General features: G+C 35.1%; 16 protein-coding genes. 2 read left to right on the forward strand and 14 right to left on the reverse strand.

What is annotated here, in order from left to right:
- Positions 1-2: 2 nt before the first annotated feature.
- From LNP23_RS17140 to LNP23_RS17175, 8 genes are all read right to left on the reverse strand, one after another.
- On the reverse strand, positions 3-881 hold the full coding sequence (locus tag LNP23_RS17140) for a hypothetical protein (protein WP_230002119.1): 879 nt from the start codon (positions 879-881) through the stop codon (positions 3-5).
- A gap of 21 nt (positions 882-902) precedes the next feature.
- Complete coding sequence (locus tag LNP23_RS17145; RefSeq protein ID WP_230002120.1) at positions 903-1,952, reverse strand: head maturation protease, ClpP-related; 1,050 nt, start codon at positions 1,950-1,952, stop codon at positions 903-905.
- 11 nt (positions 1,953-1,963) lie between these two features.
- Positions 1,964-2,188 (reverse strand): hypothetical protein, encoded by a 225-nt coding sequence (locus LNP23_RS17150; RefSeq protein WP_230002121.1) that lies wholly within the window; start codon positions 2,186-2,188, stop codon positions 1,964-1,966.
- Between the two features lie 24 nt (positions 2,189-2,212).
- Positions 2,213-2,470 carry a helix-turn-helix domain-containing protein gene (locus tag LNP23_RS17155; protein ID WP_230002122.1) on the reverse strand — a complete coding sequence of 86 codons (258 nt, stop codon included), beginning with the start codon at positions 2,468-2,470 and terminating at the stop codon, positions 2,213-2,215.
- A gap of 104 nt (positions 2,471-2,574) precedes the next feature.
- Entirely contained in the window at positions 2,575-2,919 is a 345-nt protein-coding gene (locus LNP23_RS17160; protein WP_230002123.1) for a hypothetical protein, read from the reverse strand.
- Between the two features lie 77 nt (positions 2,920-2,996).
- A complete protein-coding gene (locus LNP23_RS17165; RefSeq protein ID WP_230002124.1) occupies positions 2,997-3,143 on the reverse strand; it encodes a hypothetical protein in 147 nt (48 codons plus the stop codon).
- A gap of 41 nt (positions 3,144-3,184) precedes the next feature.
- Complete coding sequence (locus LNP23_RS17170) at positions 3,185-3,451, reverse strand: hypothetical protein (protein WP_230002125.1); 267 nt, start codon at positions 3,449-3,451, stop codon at positions 3,185-3,187.
- On the reverse strand, positions 3,444-3,656 hold the full coding sequence (locus LNP23_RS17175) for a hypothetical protein (RefSeq protein WP_230002126.1): 213 nt from the start codon (positions 3,654-3,656) through the stop codon (positions 3,444-3,446). Before LNP23_RS17175 ends, LNP23_RS17170 begins: the two co-directional genes overlap by 8 nt.
- Before the next feature lie 88 nt (positions 3,657-3,744).
- Between LNP23_RS17175 and LNP23_RS17180 the strand changes: the two genes are divergently transcribed.
- On the forward strand, positions 3,745-4,176 hold the full coding sequence (locus tag LNP23_RS17180) for a hypothetical protein (protein WP_230002127.1): 432 nt from the start codon (positions 3,745-3,747) through the stop codon (positions 4,174-4,176).
- 1,951 nt (positions 4,177-6,127) lie between these two features.
- Positions 6,128-6,730, forward strand: a complete 603-nt coding sequence (locus LNP23_RS17185) for a hypothetical protein (protein WP_230002128.1) — start codon at positions 6,128-6,130, stop codon at positions 6,728-6,730.
- Positions 6,731-7,070: 340 nt separating this feature from the next.
- On the opposite strand, the gene LNP23_RS17190 is transcribed toward LNP23_RS17185, so the two are convergent.
- From LNP23_RS17190 to LNP23_RS17215, 6 genes are all read right to left on the reverse strand, one after another.
- Positions 7,071-9,083: a hypothetical protein gene (locus LNP23_RS17190; RefSeq protein WP_230002129.1), complete on the reverse strand. Its 2,013-nt coding sequence runs from the start codon at positions 9,081-9,083 to the stop codon at positions 7,071-7,073.
- A gap of 374 nt (positions 9,084-9,457) precedes the next feature.
- Positions 9,458-10,681: a glycoside hydrolase family 27 protein gene (locus LNP23_RS17195; protein ID WP_230002130.1), complete on the reverse strand. Its 1,224-nt coding sequence runs from the start codon at positions 10,679-10,681 to the stop codon at positions 9,458-9,460.
- Between the two features lie 122 nt (positions 10,682-10,803).
- Entirely contained in the window at positions 10,804-12,498 is a 1,695-nt protein-coding gene (locus LNP23_RS17200) for a RagB/SusD family nutrient uptake outer membrane protein (protein WP_230002131.1), read from the reverse strand.
- Positions 12,499-12,520: 22 nt separating this feature from the next.
- Positions 12,521-15,829 carry a SusC/RagA family TonB-linked outer membrane protein gene (locus LNP23_RS17205; RefSeq protein WP_230002132.1) on the reverse strand — a complete coding sequence of 1,103 codons (3,309 nt, stop codon included), beginning with the start codon at positions 15,827-15,829 and terminating at the stop codon, positions 12,521-12,523.
- Between the two features lie 221 nt (positions 15,830-16,050).
- A complete protein-coding gene (locus LNP23_RS17210) occupies positions 16,051-17,265 on the reverse strand; it encodes a FecR family protein (RefSeq protein WP_230002133.1) in 1,215 nt (404 codons plus the stop codon).
- Positions 17,266-17,698: 433 nt separating this feature from the next.
- The gene (locus LNP23_RS17215; RefSeq protein ID WP_230002134.1) at positions 17,699-18,301 is read right to left on the reverse strand and encodes an RNA polymerase sigma factor; all 603 of its coding nucleotides are present in this window, start codon (positions 18,299-18,301) and stop codon (positions 17,699-17,701) included.
- Between the last annotated feature and the right edge of the window lie 239 nt (positions 18,302-18,540).

Here is an 18,540-nt window from a genome sequence, read left to right on the forward strand (position 1 = left end):
TTCTAAATTTTTGATGATATAATAGCCCCTAGTGCTTTATTTCTAATTGGCAATGCCAAAAATCTTTTGTCAAAACCTACTATAGTGGCTCTAAGTTCGGGGTCGTTAATTCTTTCAAACATATTTACGCTACCATCCGCTTTCATTACCTCCTCAGAACTAAAAGAAAACGAACCGAATGTTGTGTTAGCATCTTCAACAGCTCCAAAAGGAATTTTTTCTTTTGTTAAAAAATTGTACCTAGGCGTTTTAGTGTATTGCAAAATATTAAAGCCAGCGAATCTATTTGGTTGCCCATTCACAAAGTCGGTAATATCTTTAAACGCTTTCAAGTCGTAAAGAATCAAATCTTCAACATGATTTGGGTCTAATACTAAATATCTTTTTTCGAAAGGTATATCTAGTAAATCATACTTCTTTTTTAATTTTAGTATGTCCTCAGGGGCTAGCCTTTTATAACCTTCGCCGTTATCTGCTCCAGTGGTTACAAGAATAGGCGTGTTTTCTGTGTTTGAGTTCGGAGCATAGGCGTGAGCTGCTTTTTGACCCGATTTAGCTCTTAAAGTATTTCGATGTCCGTAAATTACACTCTCTAGCTTGTCATAAGCCAATTCAACAGCCTCTGGACTTCTAACAAGCGTGTTTTCCGTTTCGTACAAATCCAATTCAAGAGAAAGAGGCGTGTCGGTTCTCTGAACGATTGGAATTGGATATGTTGTATTATTAATGTAAACATCAGGGTCAAAACCACAATCAGCTAAGTTTATTTTGTCGTTTTCGACAAATTCTGTCATATCCTTAGCATAATTTAAAAATGATGCTTCGGGATAAAAATTCTCCATAATTTGGCTAATCCAAACTTGTTTATTCAATGTATTCATAATGTAAAATATTTAAAAAAATTAATGTTTATACTCTTGTTTTACTAATTTGTTATAAAGGTCTCGGTCGTTCTCAAGTTCCTTTGGGGCATTTTTTCGGTAGTCCTGTAAAGTCCATTCACTTTTAGGCTTTGCGGTTTTAACTTCATCGGTAGCAGTTTTAGAACCTAAAATCACACTTCTAATTAACCTATGGTTTTCCATTTGAACACTAGAGCCGTCAACCTCGCTTATTGCGTTTAATAAATCTTCTTTTGCCTTTTTAAAATCAGCATCAAAAGCCATTAATTGAATACGCTCTAAGTTTTTATTGATAACACCTTTTTCTATAGCAATCGCAGTTATTTTTTTTGCCTCTTCTTTTTGTTCCTGCTTGATTTGCGCCTTAATCCTTTTGTTTTCGGCTTCAAGTGATGTGTTTGTGTTTTTTAAAGCACTTATTGCTTTTAAAACAGTTTCGGCTTCAGCGTTTGCCTGTAAACCTAAAATAGCGGTTAAGGATTGTTTTTTTGGAGCTTCTTTTTTAAAACTCATATAAACCGCCTTTGGTTTTTTATTCTTTAAATTATTGGGTTCTGTACTTTGCAATACTTCATCCGTAATTTCATCAATAAACCCTTTTTCTAAAGCTTCCTCAGCCGTTAACCACGTTTCTGCATCTAACATTACAGATATTTCATTCTCGCTTATACCTGTACGTTCTGAATAGCTAGTAACAATTAGATTTTTGACTTTGTCTAATAGTTCCGCATCTTTTTTTAACCTTTTGCTATCCCCACCACCACCAGAACTCGGATTATGTATCATAATCATTGCGTTTCTTGAAGCTGATATTTTGCGACAAGCCAACATTATAACAGTCATCATTGAAGCCGCTAAACCATCAATTTGCATATCGCATTGACCGTGTTCTTTAATGGCGTTATACATAGCCCATCCTTGAAAGACTTCTCCCCCTGGGGAGTTGGCTCGAATTTTAACCTCTTGACCTTTGAACTGGTCAAGTTCTTTGATAAATTGCGAATCAGTTATATCAAAACCTATTTCTCCGTACATTAAAATTTCATTCATAAATTCTATTTTTAAATTAATTTTTGATTTTCTATTTTAGATAAAGTAAAATCTATCTTTGATTGCATTTTTTTAGAATATTCAAACGGTCTGTTAATTATTACATCATCGTTCATGAGTATTCCACGCTCTTGGTTTATGCAAATCCTTTCGCCAATTGAAAAAACGCTTTTGTTTTTTGCCGTGCAATACTCTAAAATCATTTGTAGTTCTTCAAGTCGTAATTCTCTATCCATTTTTGTTACTCTTTTTATTGCTAATTAAAATCGACTTTCTAATTGTTTGATTGCGGCTGTTATATCCTTAATTTCTCGTGCGGTTGCCGTTTTGTTTTCTAGCAAGGTTTTTAACTTGTCCTCTAAAATTCCGATATTCGTTTTATTCTCTTCTTTACTTGCTTTAATTGGTTTTAACCATAATTCAACAATCATTTCATTTAACCCCAATTTTATTGCTATTTGTCTCTGACTTAAACCACGTTTAAATAACTGGACTACCCTTATTTTTTTTGTACACATAGTTTTATCATTTACTTATAAAAACACCAAAACCACCTTTAAAAAGGTGGCTGGGCTGTGGTCAAGGAATTAAAAAAAGATGTCAGAAGTTTGTTTTAAAATCATTAGTTGTTGTTATAATATTGCTTTTTAAATATTGCGGTTTCTTGTAAATTTCCTTTGTTTAACTTGTAAAGTGTAGCTTGTTTTGATGCAAGCCCTAAATGGTTGCTTAATGTTATTCCAATACCCCTATTAACCTCTTCAAAATCAAATTCACTACAATTGAATAGTGTTACTATCGCTGTGCTTTTACCATTCAAAAACTCTACATTAGTTACTATTGCGTGCGATGCTGTAATACCACTTAAAGCATTTAAATCGGGTTGTTGATTTCCTAATTTTTGAGAATTGTTTACTAATGCCAATTGGTTCAATACTGCTACTTGGTTTTCTTGATTCGTTTTCATAAGTTTGTCGTTCTAAAGATTTTAAAAATTCGTTTTTAAAGTTTCTAAGGGTGGCTTCTAGTAAAAGCCACCTTTTTTTATTGTCCTACGCTAATATTTACCTTTCTATTGTTTGTTAATGTGCAAATAGCAATCCCAAATAAATATACCGTTGTAGCAGTTTGCATACTGGTTAACTCATCACTTACGGTATGCACTTTTTTTGTTGTAATTGGATTTTTCATAATGTTGATTTTTTAATTATTACCCTGAGAAGTTTTTATCATTATTCGTTAATTATTTTTGGTGGTAGTCCGTATGCTCTTATTAGTTCTTCTTTAAGAGAATATCTTAAGTGGTCATAGTCTAAAAGCCCGTATCTTAATCGTCCGCCAGTATTTTTAACTCTAATTATTTCACCATTAGCAATTTTTTGGCTTATAATTTCTTTAGTATGAGTTAATTTACCTTTAGCATTTTTGAACCAATAGAGGGAACTATCTTTAATGGCTAACTTTCCTTTATAAAAAACATAAGGATTATATCTACGCATATTTTTTTTTTAGTTTATCAATCATTTTTTCTTTTTCTAAGATTATATTTTGCATACATAAAACAGCCGATTTATTATTTCGCATATATCTTGAAACTCCCGTACTTCTTTTTATACCTAAAACCTTACTTAATGTAATATAATCCCCAGTTTCAATTTTCGATTTAATTGCCGTTTTAATTGCCTCTATTTCTTTTTCTTCCATATATTTGCTTATTATTGAAACATTTATAATGCAAATATATCCAAAATATTGGATATTTATCCCAAATTAATTTAAAATTACCTATATTTTGGATACTTCACGAAAAAGAATAATATATTTTATTGAAAATCAACGAATTAAACCGAGTGAATTTTTAAAAAAAACTGAATTAAAAAAAGGTTTTATTGATAAATCGCATCAGGATTCGGGAGCGTCTGATTTATTTCTATCCAAAATATTGGAGAATTATCCAGAGCTATCTGCTGAGTGGCTTTTAACTGGAAAAGGCAAAATGATTAAAGAAGAAAAAAACGAGCATTTAAACAGTGAAAAAAGCACGTTTAAAGAGCATTTAAATGATAATAAATTAGAACCCCTAAAAAAGGATTTAGAAAACGCACGTACCACGCTAGAGAACCAAAAATATATAATTGACTTGCAAAAAGACAAAATTGAAAACCTTAATCAAGAGGTTCAAAAATTAAAATCAGAAATAGAGCTATTAAAAGACAAAGAATAGAATCAAAAAAGCATTAATAGCACTTAAAAAAGCGTTTTTTTTTATCTATAACCCGCCAAAACATAGTAAATACGGGGCTTTCACGGCTTTTCTAATGTTATTAAGTACCGTGAGTTTGTTGTTTTTATACATAAACAGGGCTTAAAGTATAATTAGGCATATATAAACTTGTTTATAAATTATAAACTTTGTCCACCCAAATGTCCACCCAACTGTCCATCCAATATAAAAAAAGCAAAATTTCAACTTTTGAATAATACACTTTATTTCATAAAAAAAGCCCCTTTATAGAGACTTAATTTTTAGTGTAAATATGCTTAAACATCAATTAAACGGGCATTTTACGCCGTTATTACACTTGTTTTGGTACTTACTTATACTAGTCGGTAATTAGTTTGTATTTAACAGGCATTTAATTGGCATTTATTGGTATTTAAATGGAAATTTTGTTTTTAACTAATTTCGACCTTTTTTGCTGTGAAGTATTGATTTCATTGGTGTTTTCGACCTTTTTTATATTGTATGTACTTAGAACTATTGTTTAATAGCCCATAAAAGGAGCACAAAAAAAATAGCGAGTTAAGTACTTTTCTTCTCATAAGCGTTACATATAAAAATCCCCCATTTGGTATAAAATGGAAGGGAACAAATTAATTTTATCTAAATACTAAAAATTGAAATTCAGTTTATTCCTAAAATGAATCTCATTTCTTTGTTAATGACCGTTAAAAAGTCAAATAACATTTGTAAAAAAATGCTGCAATGAACAGCACTAAAAAAAATTAAATTACACTTAGATTTCTATTTATCAGCTAACTAATCCTAACCAAAACAGAAAACAACTTCAAAAAATAAAAGCTATTATGGTATTACTATATTATTTTTGAAAGCGAACATTTTACACTTCAAAATTAAATTCTATAAAAAAGTAGAATTGTCGTCTACTTTACATTTGAAAAAAATAATATTCTCCGGACTACTCCCTATTTTAGCGACGTTATAGCATAGAATCAGCTAATTCTTACAGCCTGCCGTTTCGATTATCAACTTTCGGAATCAATTAAACGCCTTTGAATTGATTTTCTACCCAACAAGAAATCCTGTCTCGATAAATCGATATAAACAGTTTCATTTTCGTTTTTAAAAGAAGACTCAAATACAGCTTTAGTACTGCTGTTGAGTTGATCCGTGTTTGCACTTAGTTCTGAATAACTAAAAAATAAAGAAACCAGAGAGCACAAAAAAAAGGGTGCGTTAAGTACTTTTCTTCTCATAAGCGTTAAGTATAAAAATGTCTCTACTTAAAAACAGTAGAGAATTAATCAATTAATTGGTAGGCTTAAAAAATCTTACTCTATAGCAAACAGCCATCATTTGGGGCAGATAACGTTTGTTGAAAATTGCTGTGATTGGCAGCAACAAAAAAAATTGATTTGCGCTTAGCGCCTTATGTATGAGCTAGTTAAAATTAATTAAAAAAAAGTTAACAGAGCAACATTTATTAAACAAAATCAAACAAATACATAAAAAAAATAGTCATTAATAAATTCAACAACTACTCAATCATTGGTTAATTCCGACAAAACAAAGGTTTCTTGAAGTAAACCTGCCTTATAATACTTCTGAAAGTTTTATTTTGTTTACTTTTTTTTTCATTCTGTTTAACCTATCCTAAAAAATCCTGCCGCAATTTTCAGAATTCTCTCCCAGACCAACATTTATAAATTTAGCACTATAAATAAATGAGGAGAAAATGTAAAAGTGTGCTCCGCCAATTTGGTATTGTGCAACAAAAGAGCTTCATAATTTTTTTGGCAAGTCGTTTAGAAATTCGCTACTCTTTTTTATCATAAATAAATCAAAAACAAGTCATTATAAATTGATTTTTGATTTTTAGTACCTCGTGTTCATCTTTGTTTTTTCGACAATTAACCTTAAAATAATATCTTAAATGAAAACAAGTATTGTTATAACAATGTTATTCTGTATAATAACAGGATCAATCAAAGCACAGGATTTTGACAATAATGAAGTACATGTGGCTTATAGTGATGGTTTTACTCTTGGTGCAATTGATTCCTTTTCAAATATTTTACCAACAGCCATTATTGATGGCTTTACAGGAGAAAAAACAAAGATAGAGTCCGAATCCTCTTTTGGTATGATAGAAGCCGGTTACAGGTATCAAATTACGGATAGAAGTAGAGTTGGACTTGATCTTGGTTACCAGAATTACAGCTCTAAAATGATAACAGAAAAAACTTCAAAGACAGTAAAGAGAGCTGTTGACTACATATTGATTTTGCCTACTGCAAATTACACTTATTTAAGGATACCGCTAGTAGACCTCTATGGTTCAGCAAGCATCGGTGCTTATCTTACGAACGAAAAAATAACAGAAACAAATCAGAACGTAATTAAAAACAATTCTATCGATTTGGGTTGGCAGGTTAATCCAATTGGCTTGCGTGTTGGAGAAAAATTAAGCGGATTTGCTGAATTAGGATTTGGAATCAAAGGTTTTGTTACAGCTGGCGTTAATTACAAGTTTTAGAGTTCTGTCTTTACTGCAAAAAGAATTGCTAACTTGACACCTCTATGAGCAAGAAAAATGCCACTGATCAATGGATTAAAATGATTTATAAAATCTGTGTAAATCCTTTTAATCAGTGGCAAAAAAATAATTTGTACCAAGTGGTGAAATTCGTCGCAAAATGATGAAGGTGGTCGCGAAAACGAGGAATCTAAACAACTTCTTTTTTAATAACTTAAAAGAGTTAGATAGAATTTAATGGATTATACAGATCTCTTTTAAACCATTTAAGTTATAAAAATTCATTTTAGAGCTGTATTTGTGTCCCTTGATTAAACATCAAAGGTTTCTTTATTTGTTATTATTTATCGAATGTCACCTGAATTAAATTTCCTTCCTTGATTTGTTTTTCAAACCATATTTTATTCTGATTCGAAACGGTTACTTTTAGTCCGTTATTGGTTCGTTTAACTGTAATATCAAAATTCTGTTCAAAAGCATTTATGTTTCGCAAGCTCATACCCGGCCATGATTTAGGAAGACGGGGCGTAAAAGTAAAACTATTTAACCCCACAGGACGAATACCAAATAATCCTTCCGTAAAAACCCTGCAATATAAACCGCTTTCTGCCGAAAGATGACGTTGATCTCCTTCAGGATATGCCTCTACCGGATAAGGAACATGATCGCCCAACAAACGGCGTTCGGAATAGTAATGCAAAAAATCCAATGCTTTATCGGTTTCTCCTGCGGCTAAAACTCCTCTTAAAGCATATAAAGTCGAGCGGTCCCAGAAGGTTTTGTCACCGGCTGCACTGGCGAGTCCATCGGGAGTCCATAATTTAGAAGAAAACAAGGCGGCAATCGTTCCTTTTTGACGATCGTAAATACCCATCGTCAGAGGTGTGCAGATCCAGGCACGCAAAACATCATTTTCTTTGTAATATTTATAGGTTAGAAATCCATCCACCTCAGCACCAAAATACTTTTCGATAGCCGCTTTTAAGTTCTGCGATTGGAGTTTATACAAATCCAGTTGTTTTGGATTTTTCTTCAAACTTCTACCCAGATAAACTGCTGAATTTAAGGCGTCATAATACAAAGATGAAGTATTAAGATTCGCTTTCCCTGCCGGAAATCGTCCTTCGAGCTCATCAGAATCCGAATCGACTACTCCCTCTGAATTTAGCTTTAACCTACAATATTCTAAACACCACTCAATTAAAGGCCATACTTGTTCTGCTTCGCTAACATTCCCTCTTGCCAGTGCGTAACGTGCTGCGCCATAAGCAATCATGGCGGCATCACCACGATCGCCTGCACCGTCCCAGATATCAGTTCCTTCTGCTACAATCGAACTTGGTATGGGCTTATATTCTTTGTTGATGTATTTCGCAAAAAGCAAATACGCATTCAAAGAGGCTTTATTAGCGTAATCATAACCTAAATACGCAAAAAAAGGACCAATGTATTCTGCCTGATCGTTGGCCCAGATTGCCGCATAATACGATTCTCCTCCGGGACTGTGCATGGGTCCTCCTTTTGTTTCAAAAATACTCTCGGCGGCTCTTAGTTTTGCAAACTCAAATTCGGTATTCAGTATCGGATCAGGAGTTTCTAGTACCAATTTAGTTCTTAATTGACGAACCAGTTCCAAACGATTCTTTTTCTCTGTTTCCATATTCAATTCCGGTATGGATTCGTTCTTTTTAGTAGCACAGTAAAAAACAGAGAAATCAATCGTTTCGCCGGGCTGTAACACAAAAGTTCCTTCATTAGCAACTCGGGTTATTACGGTATAACTGCCTTCTGTTCCTTTATCCTCCTCTGACTTATACTCAAAATTAATTTTCGGAATTTCTACTACACAGCTTTTATCAGCTGTATTTTTGATCGTGTAATTTTCGCAGAAAACAGGCAAAGAGGTTGACGGAAAATACTGTCGGGTTAGTTCTAAGGTATTATCGACTTTACTTTTTGCGAGTAAAGTTCCATCTATTGTTACCAAAACTACCTTTTCATTGACAATCGGCTTATAGTTTACCAAAACAAACCGCATCGCATCCTGAGCAAACTGGCGGGTAAAACTGGCATGCGTGTTGTTTGGAATCGTTCGTAACATAGGCCAAACTAAACTACGGGTACTATGAAAAGAACCGTCTGCTCCTACTCCGTAACGAAGCACAGCGGAGATTTTTCTACCACTCATTTCTATGTGATCTTTGTGTGGAATATTATCTTTTATCTTCCATGTAATTGATCCGTTTTGCTCAATTTCCCACCGACTGTTTTCTTGTGAAAACGTTTTACAGGTTACTAAAACTAAAATAACAGCAAAAAAAATCGCTCTGCTGCCAATACATAACTTCTTCATTCAATTGATTTTAAATTTGTGATTCTATTGCTCTATCAAACTGTTGCGTATAATTGTTTTTAACACATAGAGACATAGTTCGCTGAGCCTAAAAAAAGACGTTTCACTTAAAATAAAACACATAAGGTATCTTACAAAAATTTGTTTTTATTGATTGACTTTAAATTGTCAATCCTAAATCTATGTCTCTATGTGTTAAGTCTCATTTATCTGAATACGATATCAAACTGTTGCGCATAGTTATTTTTAACACATAGAGACATAGCTTGTTAAGCTTAAAAAATTGTCAATCCTAAATCTATGTCTCTATGTGTTAAATAGTATTTACGTTATATCAATAGCTGTTAACATTTATAAGCAACATGCTGTACAACTTAAAGAGCGCTTTTACTTAATCGGTACATCAATACGCCATGTGGTTCTATTGTCGCTTTTAGTTCTTTGGCTGTCGTTCCGGCATTTTTCTTGCTCCAAAGATCCAAGAGGTTGTAGGTGCTGTTTTTATCTAATGAATGAGCATAGATCTCGTCTACAATTTTTTCTTTGCTCCAGTCAAAACTAATGGTTTTGGCCAGTGTATTGCGATTTACAAAACAGACTGCCCAATCTCCGTTTTTAAGCGGTTTAAACCAAACCTGCAATCCATCCTTGTCCAGATAACGGAATCCCTGAATCCCAAGCGGGTCTTGATTGACTGCTAAAATCTCCTTGTTGGTTAGTATTTCTATGGTTTCTTTTGTCATTTTTCTAACATCATTTCCGGCGATTAACGGGGACGCCATTATACTCCAAAGAGCGAAATGTGCTTTGTCTTCATTATAAGTCATTCCGTTGCCTACTTCCAGCATATCAGGATCGTTCCAATGACCCGGTCCTGAGTATTTACGAAGATTGGACTGTAAATCGGCGATGTGCATTACACTCAAAGAATTCCAGGTTCCTTCGTCGTGTACCGAATCAAAAATCTGATAAATATCTTCTGTTGTTCTCCACAACTGCCCTACTCCTTTTCCCCATTCCCACGGTTTATTTACACCCCATTCGCAGATACTAAACAAAATTGGTTTTCCTGTTTTTTGCAATGCATCACTCATAGTTGTATAGGCTTCTTTGGCATTTATACCGGCTGTATTACACCAATCGTACTTTAAAAAATCAATGTCCCAAGAGGCATAATTTCTTGCATCCTGATACTCATACCCGCGTGTTCCCGGGTATTTTTGACAGGTTAGGGTTCCGGCACAATTGTACATTCCGAATTTTAATCCTTTGGAGTGTACATAATCGGCAACAAACTTCATTCCGCGTGGAAACTTTTTAGGATCGGGAACCAAATTTCCCTCACGGTCTCTTTCCATTGCCATCCAGCCATCGTCTAAAACCAAATAGACGTATCCTGCATCACGCATGCCCGAGGAAACAAGAGCGTCTGCGGTTTCCATTACCATTTTTTCATCGATATTGGTATGAAAAGTGTTCCAGCTGTTCCAACCCATTGGTGGTGTGGGTACTAAATCTTCGACCTTTTGTGCAGAAAGTTGTGTACCGTAAAAAGCCATACTGATAAGAGCCCATTTTATTGTTTTAAAATTTTTCATTTTTTGTTTTTTTTATAAATAATCTAAAAAACAAACCCAGCTATTTATTTCTAAAAAGTGGGTTTGCACCAAAATTGATATTATGCTTATGATTCATAATATCGTTCAACTAATCAAAACCCTTAATTATATCCCGGATTCTGAACAAGACTTGTCCTGTTCATTTCTGTTCTTGGAATTGGCAATAAATAATGTTGTGGTTTAAAAACCCTGTCTTGTACTTTAGTGTAGGTATACGTTTTTGTACCATTAGTATTCTTGGTGATAATTACCCCCATTAATGGTTTGTTTTCTGTTACCTCGGCAATTTTCCAGCGACGTACATCGTAATAACGGTGCCCTTCAAAACACAATTCGATTTGTCTTTCGTTGTAAATTTTATTCTCCAATGCTGTTCCTGATAATGCCGGCAGATCATTGTTTATTCCTGCGCGCTTTCTAATCAGATTCAAGTATTGCAGCGCAGTGGCATCATTGCCTGTTTTAAATTGTGCTTCGGCATAGTTCAGATAAATCTCTGCCAGACGCGAAATGATGTAAGGCTTGTTGGTTTGGGTTTCTGTATTGTAATTAAAAGTAGTATCACAATATTTACGGAACGTATAGCGTGTCGCACTATTGTTCCAGGTATCCCAGCCTTGAGGAGAATCTAAACCTCCTTCATAAAACTCTGCCATGTTTGAATGTCCTGCTTTGTAACGGTCCTGACAAAAGGCAGGATTACCATAGGAACGTCCATCATAAACAATATCTTTATAAAAACGCGGATCTCTGTTTTTGTATGGCTTTTGAGGATCGTATCCTGATGTCGGGTCTGTGATATCTTTACCATCGGCCGTTCCAAAAGCATCTATTAGATTCTGACTTGGAGCAAAGGATGCCCAGCCATGAAAACCACTTGGCGAATTAAACATTTCAACCCCGTTAAAAGCACTCCATTGCGGAACCTTACTCGATAAACGAACGGCAATTATTTCCGAATTAGCGGTAGTGAATAAATCAGCATAATTTCCGGTGTACAATTGAAATGCATTCAGATCGATTACGGCTTTAGCAGCATCAGACGCTTTCTTCCATTTTGTCAAATCATTCGACGGATTCCATTGCGGACTTGCGGCATACAATAGTGTTCTGGATTTCAATGCTAAGGCCGCTGCTTTGGTGATTCTTCCTAAATTGGCACCACTCTGATCTAAAGGCAACATGGTAGCGGCTTTATCCAATTCATCCGAAATAAAGGCAGCACATGCATCATAAGAACTGCGATCTACATTAAAATTACTGTTCAGATCAAAAGGTTCTTTGACTAAAGGCACTCCGCCATAATCACGGATTAATTTAAAATACGCATAGGCTCTTAGAAAAGTACCTTCTCCTTTTAAACGATTTCTCCATTGGGCATCACCCGGAACATGATCAATTTTAGAAAGCAGAATATTGCAATTTTGAATGATGGCATAGGTTGGAGCCCAGATATCAAATTCATTCATATTATCCGGTGTCAGTGCACCCGAATTGATAATTGACGAATTATAATCATTGAATTTATTATACGCTTCATCACAAGAAGCAGACAGTGCCCAAGTGCGGTTTGTAGCGGTATCCCAGTTGTGTTGTGTAGTTGGGAGTACATTGTACAAATTATTCACAAAGGCTTCTGTCAGCTTTAAATCATTCCATACCGACGCATCTGTATAGGAATCTAAAGGAACTTTGTCCAAAATATCGTCACTACAAGACCAGAACAGTCCACTGACCATCAGAAAAACAGCCAGTACTATTTTATTTTTTATACTTCTTATTTTAAAATTTTTCATACTTCTTTCTTTAGCTATTTTATTATAATCCGATATTCAATCCAAATCTGTAAATTCGTACCTGAGGATAATTAATCCCCGTGGTATTATTCGTTTCCGGATCAACATTGTATTTTTTCATTTTATCAATAGAGAACAGATTAGAGCCTCCTACATAAAATCTGAAGTTTGTAACACCTAGTTTATTCAGTATGTTTTTTGGTAATACATAGGATACTTCAAGAGATTTTAGACGAAGAAATGAAGCATCTTTCAACCAAAAATCGGCAGGAACATTATTTCTGCTATCTGTACTGTTGAATGCTCGCGGATATGGGGCATTTGGATTTTCGGCTGTATATCTGCCATCATACAACCAGGTTGGCGGGGCAATTATAGAACCTTGCGCCTGAGGAAGTATCATTTGCTTTGCCATGGTTTGACCCGTCCAAAGAATATCCAAACCAAATCCTTTGTACTGACATCCCATTGGAATACCGTACACGATTTTTGGTGTAGCAGATTCGGGGATTCTTACCTTATCGTTGCTTGTGATACTACCATCATTATCGATGTCTTTTAGCCAAAGATCACCGGGGGCTGCTCCTTCTAAGTGTGGAGATGCATCTACATCTGCCTGACTGCGATAGATTCCGTTTGTCTTATACACTAACCACGAATCGATTGCTTCTCCGGTAGATCTTTGCCATTCGGGAATATTTGGGGACTCATCACGAAAAATGACTTTGCTTTTGGCATAGGTAAAATTAAGCCCTACATTGTATTTGAAATCTGTCGTACCACCAGCATAACTAACCGCTATGTCTACACCATGATTTTGTGATTTTCCAATGTTTTCCGGCGGGAGTACTAACCCTGTGTACTGCGGAACCGAAGCACTACGAGCTGCCAAAATATCACTTCTTACATAGTGGAAATAATCAAACCCTACTTTTAATTTATTGTCCAGAAAAGAAGCATCAAAACCAATATCTTTTGTGTCTTGATTTTCCCAGGTAATATTAGGATTTGGTGTTGATGAAAGGTATAAATTAGTCGCCTGCGTATAATCTCCAAAATATACATTATACTCCTGAATCGTATTCAATTGATATCGGGTCATAAACAAATATTGTGCGATGGCATCGTTACCCATTTTTCCCCATGAAGCTCTAATTTTAAACTGATCTACTATTTTAATATTATCCTTGAAAAAATCTTCATTGGATATTTTCCAGCCTAAGGATAATGCGGGAAACATTCCCCAGCGATTTTCGGTAGGAAAATTGAATGATCCGTTATAACGAGCCGAAACTTCTGCAAAATATTTACCGTCATAATTATAGGCCACTCTGCCTAAATAACTTTCTCTTCCGTCCTGGTATTCAAATCCATTGGCATCTTGCGCTACAGTACTTCCTGTGAAAATCTGATCCAATTGATCACTTAATAAATCTCGTCTGTAAGCCGTGGTTCTCTTATTTATATTGGTAGTTTGCTCGTACCCTAAAAAAGCATTTACTTCATGTTTGTCGAACTGTCTGTCGTAAGCTGCTTTAAAAAAATACGTATTTTCATTAGACAGGAATTCGTCTTGTGTTACACTCGAAATAGCAGTACTTGCTTTTTGATTGTTGTAAGTATCGGTAGTTTTATCATACGAGTACGCATCCCAGGGTTTTGTAAATCTCTTTTCGCTACGCAAAGCATAATCAAAAGCGGCATAACCACTGACAGAAAATCCTTTGGTTACGTATGGCATTTTCAATTCAAATCCAATTTTTGGATTCAGGATCAGGTTTTGAATTTTATCATATCCCGCAGCTGAAGAAGTCATAATAACGGGATTTCTGCCATTTGCAATACCCGCAGAAGGAAGTCCGTTTGCATAATAATCCGGAATAAACGGATACATACTAACCGTTTCATGAAGAATACTACCTACCGATGCCGAAGGATACACTCTGGTTTCTCTGCGTCCGGCAAGATCAAAATTGACTTTTAGGTTGTTGCTTATTTTTACATCTATATTAGATCTCAGATTGTATTGTTTAAACAATTCATCGCTGTTTCTGAAATTACTTTCCTGATTCAGATATTGGCCTGATAAATAGTATTTCACATCCTCGGTCCCACCACTAACGGATAGCGATTGAGTCGATTGTGGGGCATTTTGTCTAAAGACCGCTTTCATCCAGTCTGTACTGGTATAATTGGGAACATTTCCTGCTTTGTATTTATCAATATCTGCTTGTGCGTAGGGTGCAGCATTTCCTTTGTTTACATTTAATTCGTTATAATAGGTCATATACTGCCACGAATTAACACGCTCGGTCATTCTGGTTAATTGCTGTATTCCGTAAGATCCGTCGTATTGAATCGTTGGTTTTCCTAGTTTCCCTCTTTTAGTGGTCACCAGAATTACACCATTGGCAGATCTCACTCCATAAATAGCGGCTGAAGCATCTTTTAAAACCGTAACCGTTTCTATGTCTGCGGGATTCATTCTGCTTAAATCTCGATCGGGTATGCCGTCAATCACGACTAAAGGTCCTGTTCCTCCTCCAAAAGAATTGATTCCTCTAATCAGAATGGTTGCATTGTCATCTCCGGGTCTTCCGGAACGGTTGTTCGCAATAACTCCGGCAACCCTTCCTACTAAGGTATTGGAAACGTTTGGAGTAGAACTTTTTACCAAAGCGGCTCCGTTTATAGAAGAAACAGCACCGGTTAAACTTCCTTTCTTTTGTGAGCCATATCCAACAACTACCACTTCATCGAGTGTTTTGTTTTCTTCTTTTAATTGAACGGTAATCGCATTCTCTCCTTCTGAAAGTATTATTTCCCTTGAAATAAAGCCCGTAAAGGAAACGATCAAAGTGCTTTTATAACTTGGAATCTGAATTTCGAAACTTCCGTCATCCTGCGTCAAAACCGTTTTTTTGGTTCCTTTTAAAAGTACGTTTGCTCCGGCAAGCGGCAAACCATTTTCATCGGTTACTTTTCCGCTAATCTGCAATTGTATGGGTTGAATTATTTCTGAAAGATTTGCGAAATCACTTCGTTTTTTCAGGATCACATGATTCCCTTCTAACATATAAGTCATGGGTTGGTTTTTGAAAATCAGCTCTAAGGCGGTTTCTAATTTTTCATTCTGAATAGAAATCGTAATGTTTTGCGCTTTCATCAGTTGCTCTTTCCCATAAACAAAACTGTAATTAGTCTGTTTCTCTATCTCTCTAAAGACCGTCAACAACTTATCATTCTTAAATGTCAGACTTACTTTTTGAGCCATTCCTGTTGCGCAAACCTGCATGGTAACTGCTAGCAATAAAATGCCGGTAATTTTCATCTTTAGTGATGTTTTAAATTTTGACTTTCGCTTGGTAGGCGAAGTCTTCAAAATTGGATTTAAATTCATAACTTTGGTTATTGGTTAATAATTACTACTTGTGGAACTTGTATGATTAAAACAACCTCTTATATCGCCGGAAGTGCTCGAACACTTTCCGGCTTTTTTTATAAAATCATTTTAATTTCCGGTGAACCTTAGTAAGACTCTCGAAAGCCTCTCTATGGTTTTGTATAAGACATTACTATAATTTTTTTTCCTTCCAATTTAAAGCGGACTAAATCTGTCATTTCCATTATTTTCAGCAATTCGGACAGTGGTACATCTTTGGAGATTTTCATAACAAACGAAGAATTAATAGTTCCTTTATAGGCTACGTCAAGATCATACCATTTCGAAATTTGATTCATAACGACTTTAATATCTGCTCCTTCAAAATAAAACTGTCCGTCTCTCCAGGCAGTTGTTTCTTCTATATTGGCCTCCTTAATTAAAGTCAGTTCCTTTTCAGCAATCACCTGCTGATTGGGTTTAACGATCAGACTTCCGATCAAGAGTTTAGAGACTCTTTTTTCTACTCTGATACTTCCTTCAACCAGTGTGATTTTGGTATTGGATTGGTCCGCGTAAGCATTGATATTAAATTGAGTTCCCAATGCTTCCGTTTCCGTTCCGTTTGCATTTACTTTAAAAGGCATGTGTTTGTTCTTTGCTACTTTAAAGAAAACTTCTCCGGTCATGCTTACTTTTCGTTCTTTACCAATAAATTCAGATGGAAATGTTAAAGAGGACCCTGCATTTATCCAGGTCATTGTACCATCAGCTAATAGTAATTGTAAGGGCTTACTTCCCTTAGGTACAGCTAAAGTATTTTGGGCTAAAACCTCTTTTTTTGAATTAATACGATCTTTAGCAATGATATTGCTGTCATTCGTTTTTAGTGTTAGTGCTGTTGCATGGATAATCAGCTCTTTCTTGGGGTCATTTTGCACGATGATCTTTTTACCATTTGACAGGGTTAAAATCGCCTGATTGATTTCTGGAGGCATAATTTCTGCACCGAAACGTTCTTTTTGAGATAAATTCTGATCCGGAATTACTTTATCAGGAGTTTTATAAAACCAGAACCCTATGCTTAACGCAAACAACACAACAGCAGCCACCATCTGAAACCACTTTCTCTTCTTTTTTCCGGCTATTCTTTTAGCGTGTTTTAAGGAAGCTGCAATGGTTTCCCAACCTGAGTCTTTTTCAAATTCATACATTTTATCTAGTTCGGTAGCTACCCATTCTTTATTGGTAAGATTCTCAAAGATTTCTTTGTTGATTGGGGAGCTGTTAATCCATTCTTTTAAAACAAAATGTTCGTTAGGCGTAATGGTTTTATTGAGGAATTTTAATATTAATTCATCTATTTGAAATGGCAAATTTGACATAATCTTAACTTTGATTTTATGTTGTATAGAACAACACGTATCAAATGTTTTTTTAACTACAGGAAAATGGAGTTATTTTTGAATTATTTTATAATCGACTGATTTACAACAACAAAAACTATTATAAAAAAGATTATATTTAAGGCAGGTAGCTCTTCGACTTCGCTCAGAGGGACAAAAATGAGGTAGGAATTTGTGCGGCTCTTCGACTTTGCTCAGAGGGACAAAAATGAGGTAGGGGTTTGTGAGGCTCTTCGGCTTCGCTCAGAGACACACAAGTGGGGTGAGGATCACGTTTATGGATTATGAAGCTCTTCGGCTTTGCTCAGAGGGACAAAAATGAGGTAGGAGTTGTGAGGCTCTTCAGATTGACTTGGAGGGATAAAACACGATAAGGATACCGTTTACTTAATGCGAATGCGAAAGAGCAATACTATCTTTGTTTGTAAAATAACACCGAAAGCATATTAACCAATACCACTGTAGAAAGTATATTCTCCTGATGCAATGCTAAACGGATTTTGTACAATGCTCTTGATTTTTGATTTAAAACCGTTTGTGGGCTTATTTTCATTTCACCTGCAATTTGAGCGGTGCTTTTGCCTTCAATAAAAATAGATTTGAAAACTTCCTGGCATTGTTGGGGCAGATTTTCCATTTCGCAATAAATGGTTTGGAGTACTTTGGCTGTTATCATCTCGCCTTCTCCAAACTGCTCTGCAGATTCGGTTAAAAAGCTAATTTCTTCATGTGCTTTTTTATGGCGCTTCTCTTTTCTTAAAAAATCGTAACACGCATTCCTTGAGGTCACAAAAAGGAACGATTTTATATCTGATAAGTTGTCAAAATCATGCTTTTTTTGAAGCAGTTTTAAAAATGTTTCTGTAGAAATATCTTCCGCTTCCTGCGAATATTTAATCAAAGTCTTATTAAAATAACACAGCGGTCGGTAAAAAAGCAGATACAACTTACGAATTGCTTTTTCCTTGCCATTTCTAAAATCTTCAACCAGATCTATGTCGTTATTTTGGATCAAAATTTATTTTTTTATTTTAAAAATACAAGCAATCAGCCTACTAAACCTATATTATATTACCTCTAAATTGTACTATGCTACTTAGTTTTCTGTTAACTAATCTCTAGAAAAATATTTCTAAAAAAAGCGTAGCAAGTCCTGAACCATAGCAATTATGGAAGATTAATGACACGAAACATTCCCTGCTAAAATTGAAAATTAAGTCAGCTGCCAGACGCAAAACTGCTTTATAAAAAATT

Source organism: Flavobacterium cupriresistens (assembly GCF_020911925.1).
GTDB classification, from domain to species: Bacteria; Bacteroidota; Bacteroidia; order Flavobacteriales; family Flavobacteriaceae; genus Flavobacterium; species Flavobacterium cupriresistens.

Excerpts from the sequence above, each read along its gene's own strand:
- LNP23_RS17140 (WP_230002119.1), bottom strand. The coding sequence starts at position 881 with ATGAATACATTGAATAAACAAGTTTGGATTAGCCAAATTATGGAGAAT.
- LNP23_RS17145 (WP_230002120.1), bottom strand. The coding sequence starts at position 1,952 with ATGAATGAAATTTTAATGTACGGAGAAATAGGTTTTGATATAACTGAT.
- LNP23_RS17150 (WP_230002121.1), bottom strand. The coding sequence starts at position 2,188 with ATGGATAGAGAATTACGACTTGAAGAACTACAAATGATTTTAGAGTAT.
- LNP23_RS17155 (WP_230002122.1), bottom strand. The coding sequence starts at position 2,470 with ATGTGTACAAAAAAAATAAGGGTAGTCCAGTTATTTAAACGTGGTTTA.
- LNP23_RS17160 (WP_230002123.1), bottom strand. The coding sequence starts at position 2,919 with ATGAAAACGAATCAAGAAAACCAAGTAGCAGTATTGAACCAATTGGCA.
- LNP23_RS17165 (WP_230002124.1), bottom strand. The coding sequence starts at position 3,143 with ATGAAAAATCCAATTACAACAAAAAAAGTGCATACCGTAAGTGATGAG.
- LNP23_RS17170 (WP_230002125.1), bottom strand. The coding sequence starts at position 3,451 with ATGCGTAGATATAATCCTTATGTTTTTTATAAAGGAAAGTTAGCCATT.
- LNP23_RS17175 (WP_230002126.1), bottom strand. The coding sequence starts at position 3,656 with ATGGAAGAAAAAGAAATAGAGGCAATTAAAACGGCAATTAAATCGAAA.
- LNP23_RS17185 (WP_230002128.1), top strand. The coding sequence starts at position 6,128 with ATGAAAACAAGTATTGTTATAACAATGTTATTCTGTATAATAACAGGA.
- LNP23_RS17190 (WP_230002129.1), bottom strand. The coding sequence starts at position 9,083 with ATGAAGAAGTTATGTATTGGCAGCAGAGCGATTTTTTTTGCTGTTATT.
- LNP23_RS17195 (WP_230002130.1), bottom strand. The coding sequence starts at position 10,681 with ATGAAAAATTTTAAAACAATAAAATGGGCTCTTATCAGTATGGCTTTT.
- LNP23_RS17200 (WP_230002131.1), bottom strand. The coding sequence starts at position 12,498 with ATGAAAAATTTTAAAATAAGAAGTATAAAAAATAAAATAGTACTGGCT.
- LNP23_RS17205 (WP_230002132.1), bottom strand. The coding sequence starts at position 15,829 with ATGAAAATTACCGGCATTTTATTGCTAGCAGTTACCATGCAGGTTTGC.
- LNP23_RS17210 (WP_230002133.1), bottom strand. The coding sequence starts at position 17,265 with ATGTCAAATTTGCCATTTCAAATAGATGAATTAATATTAAAATTCCTC.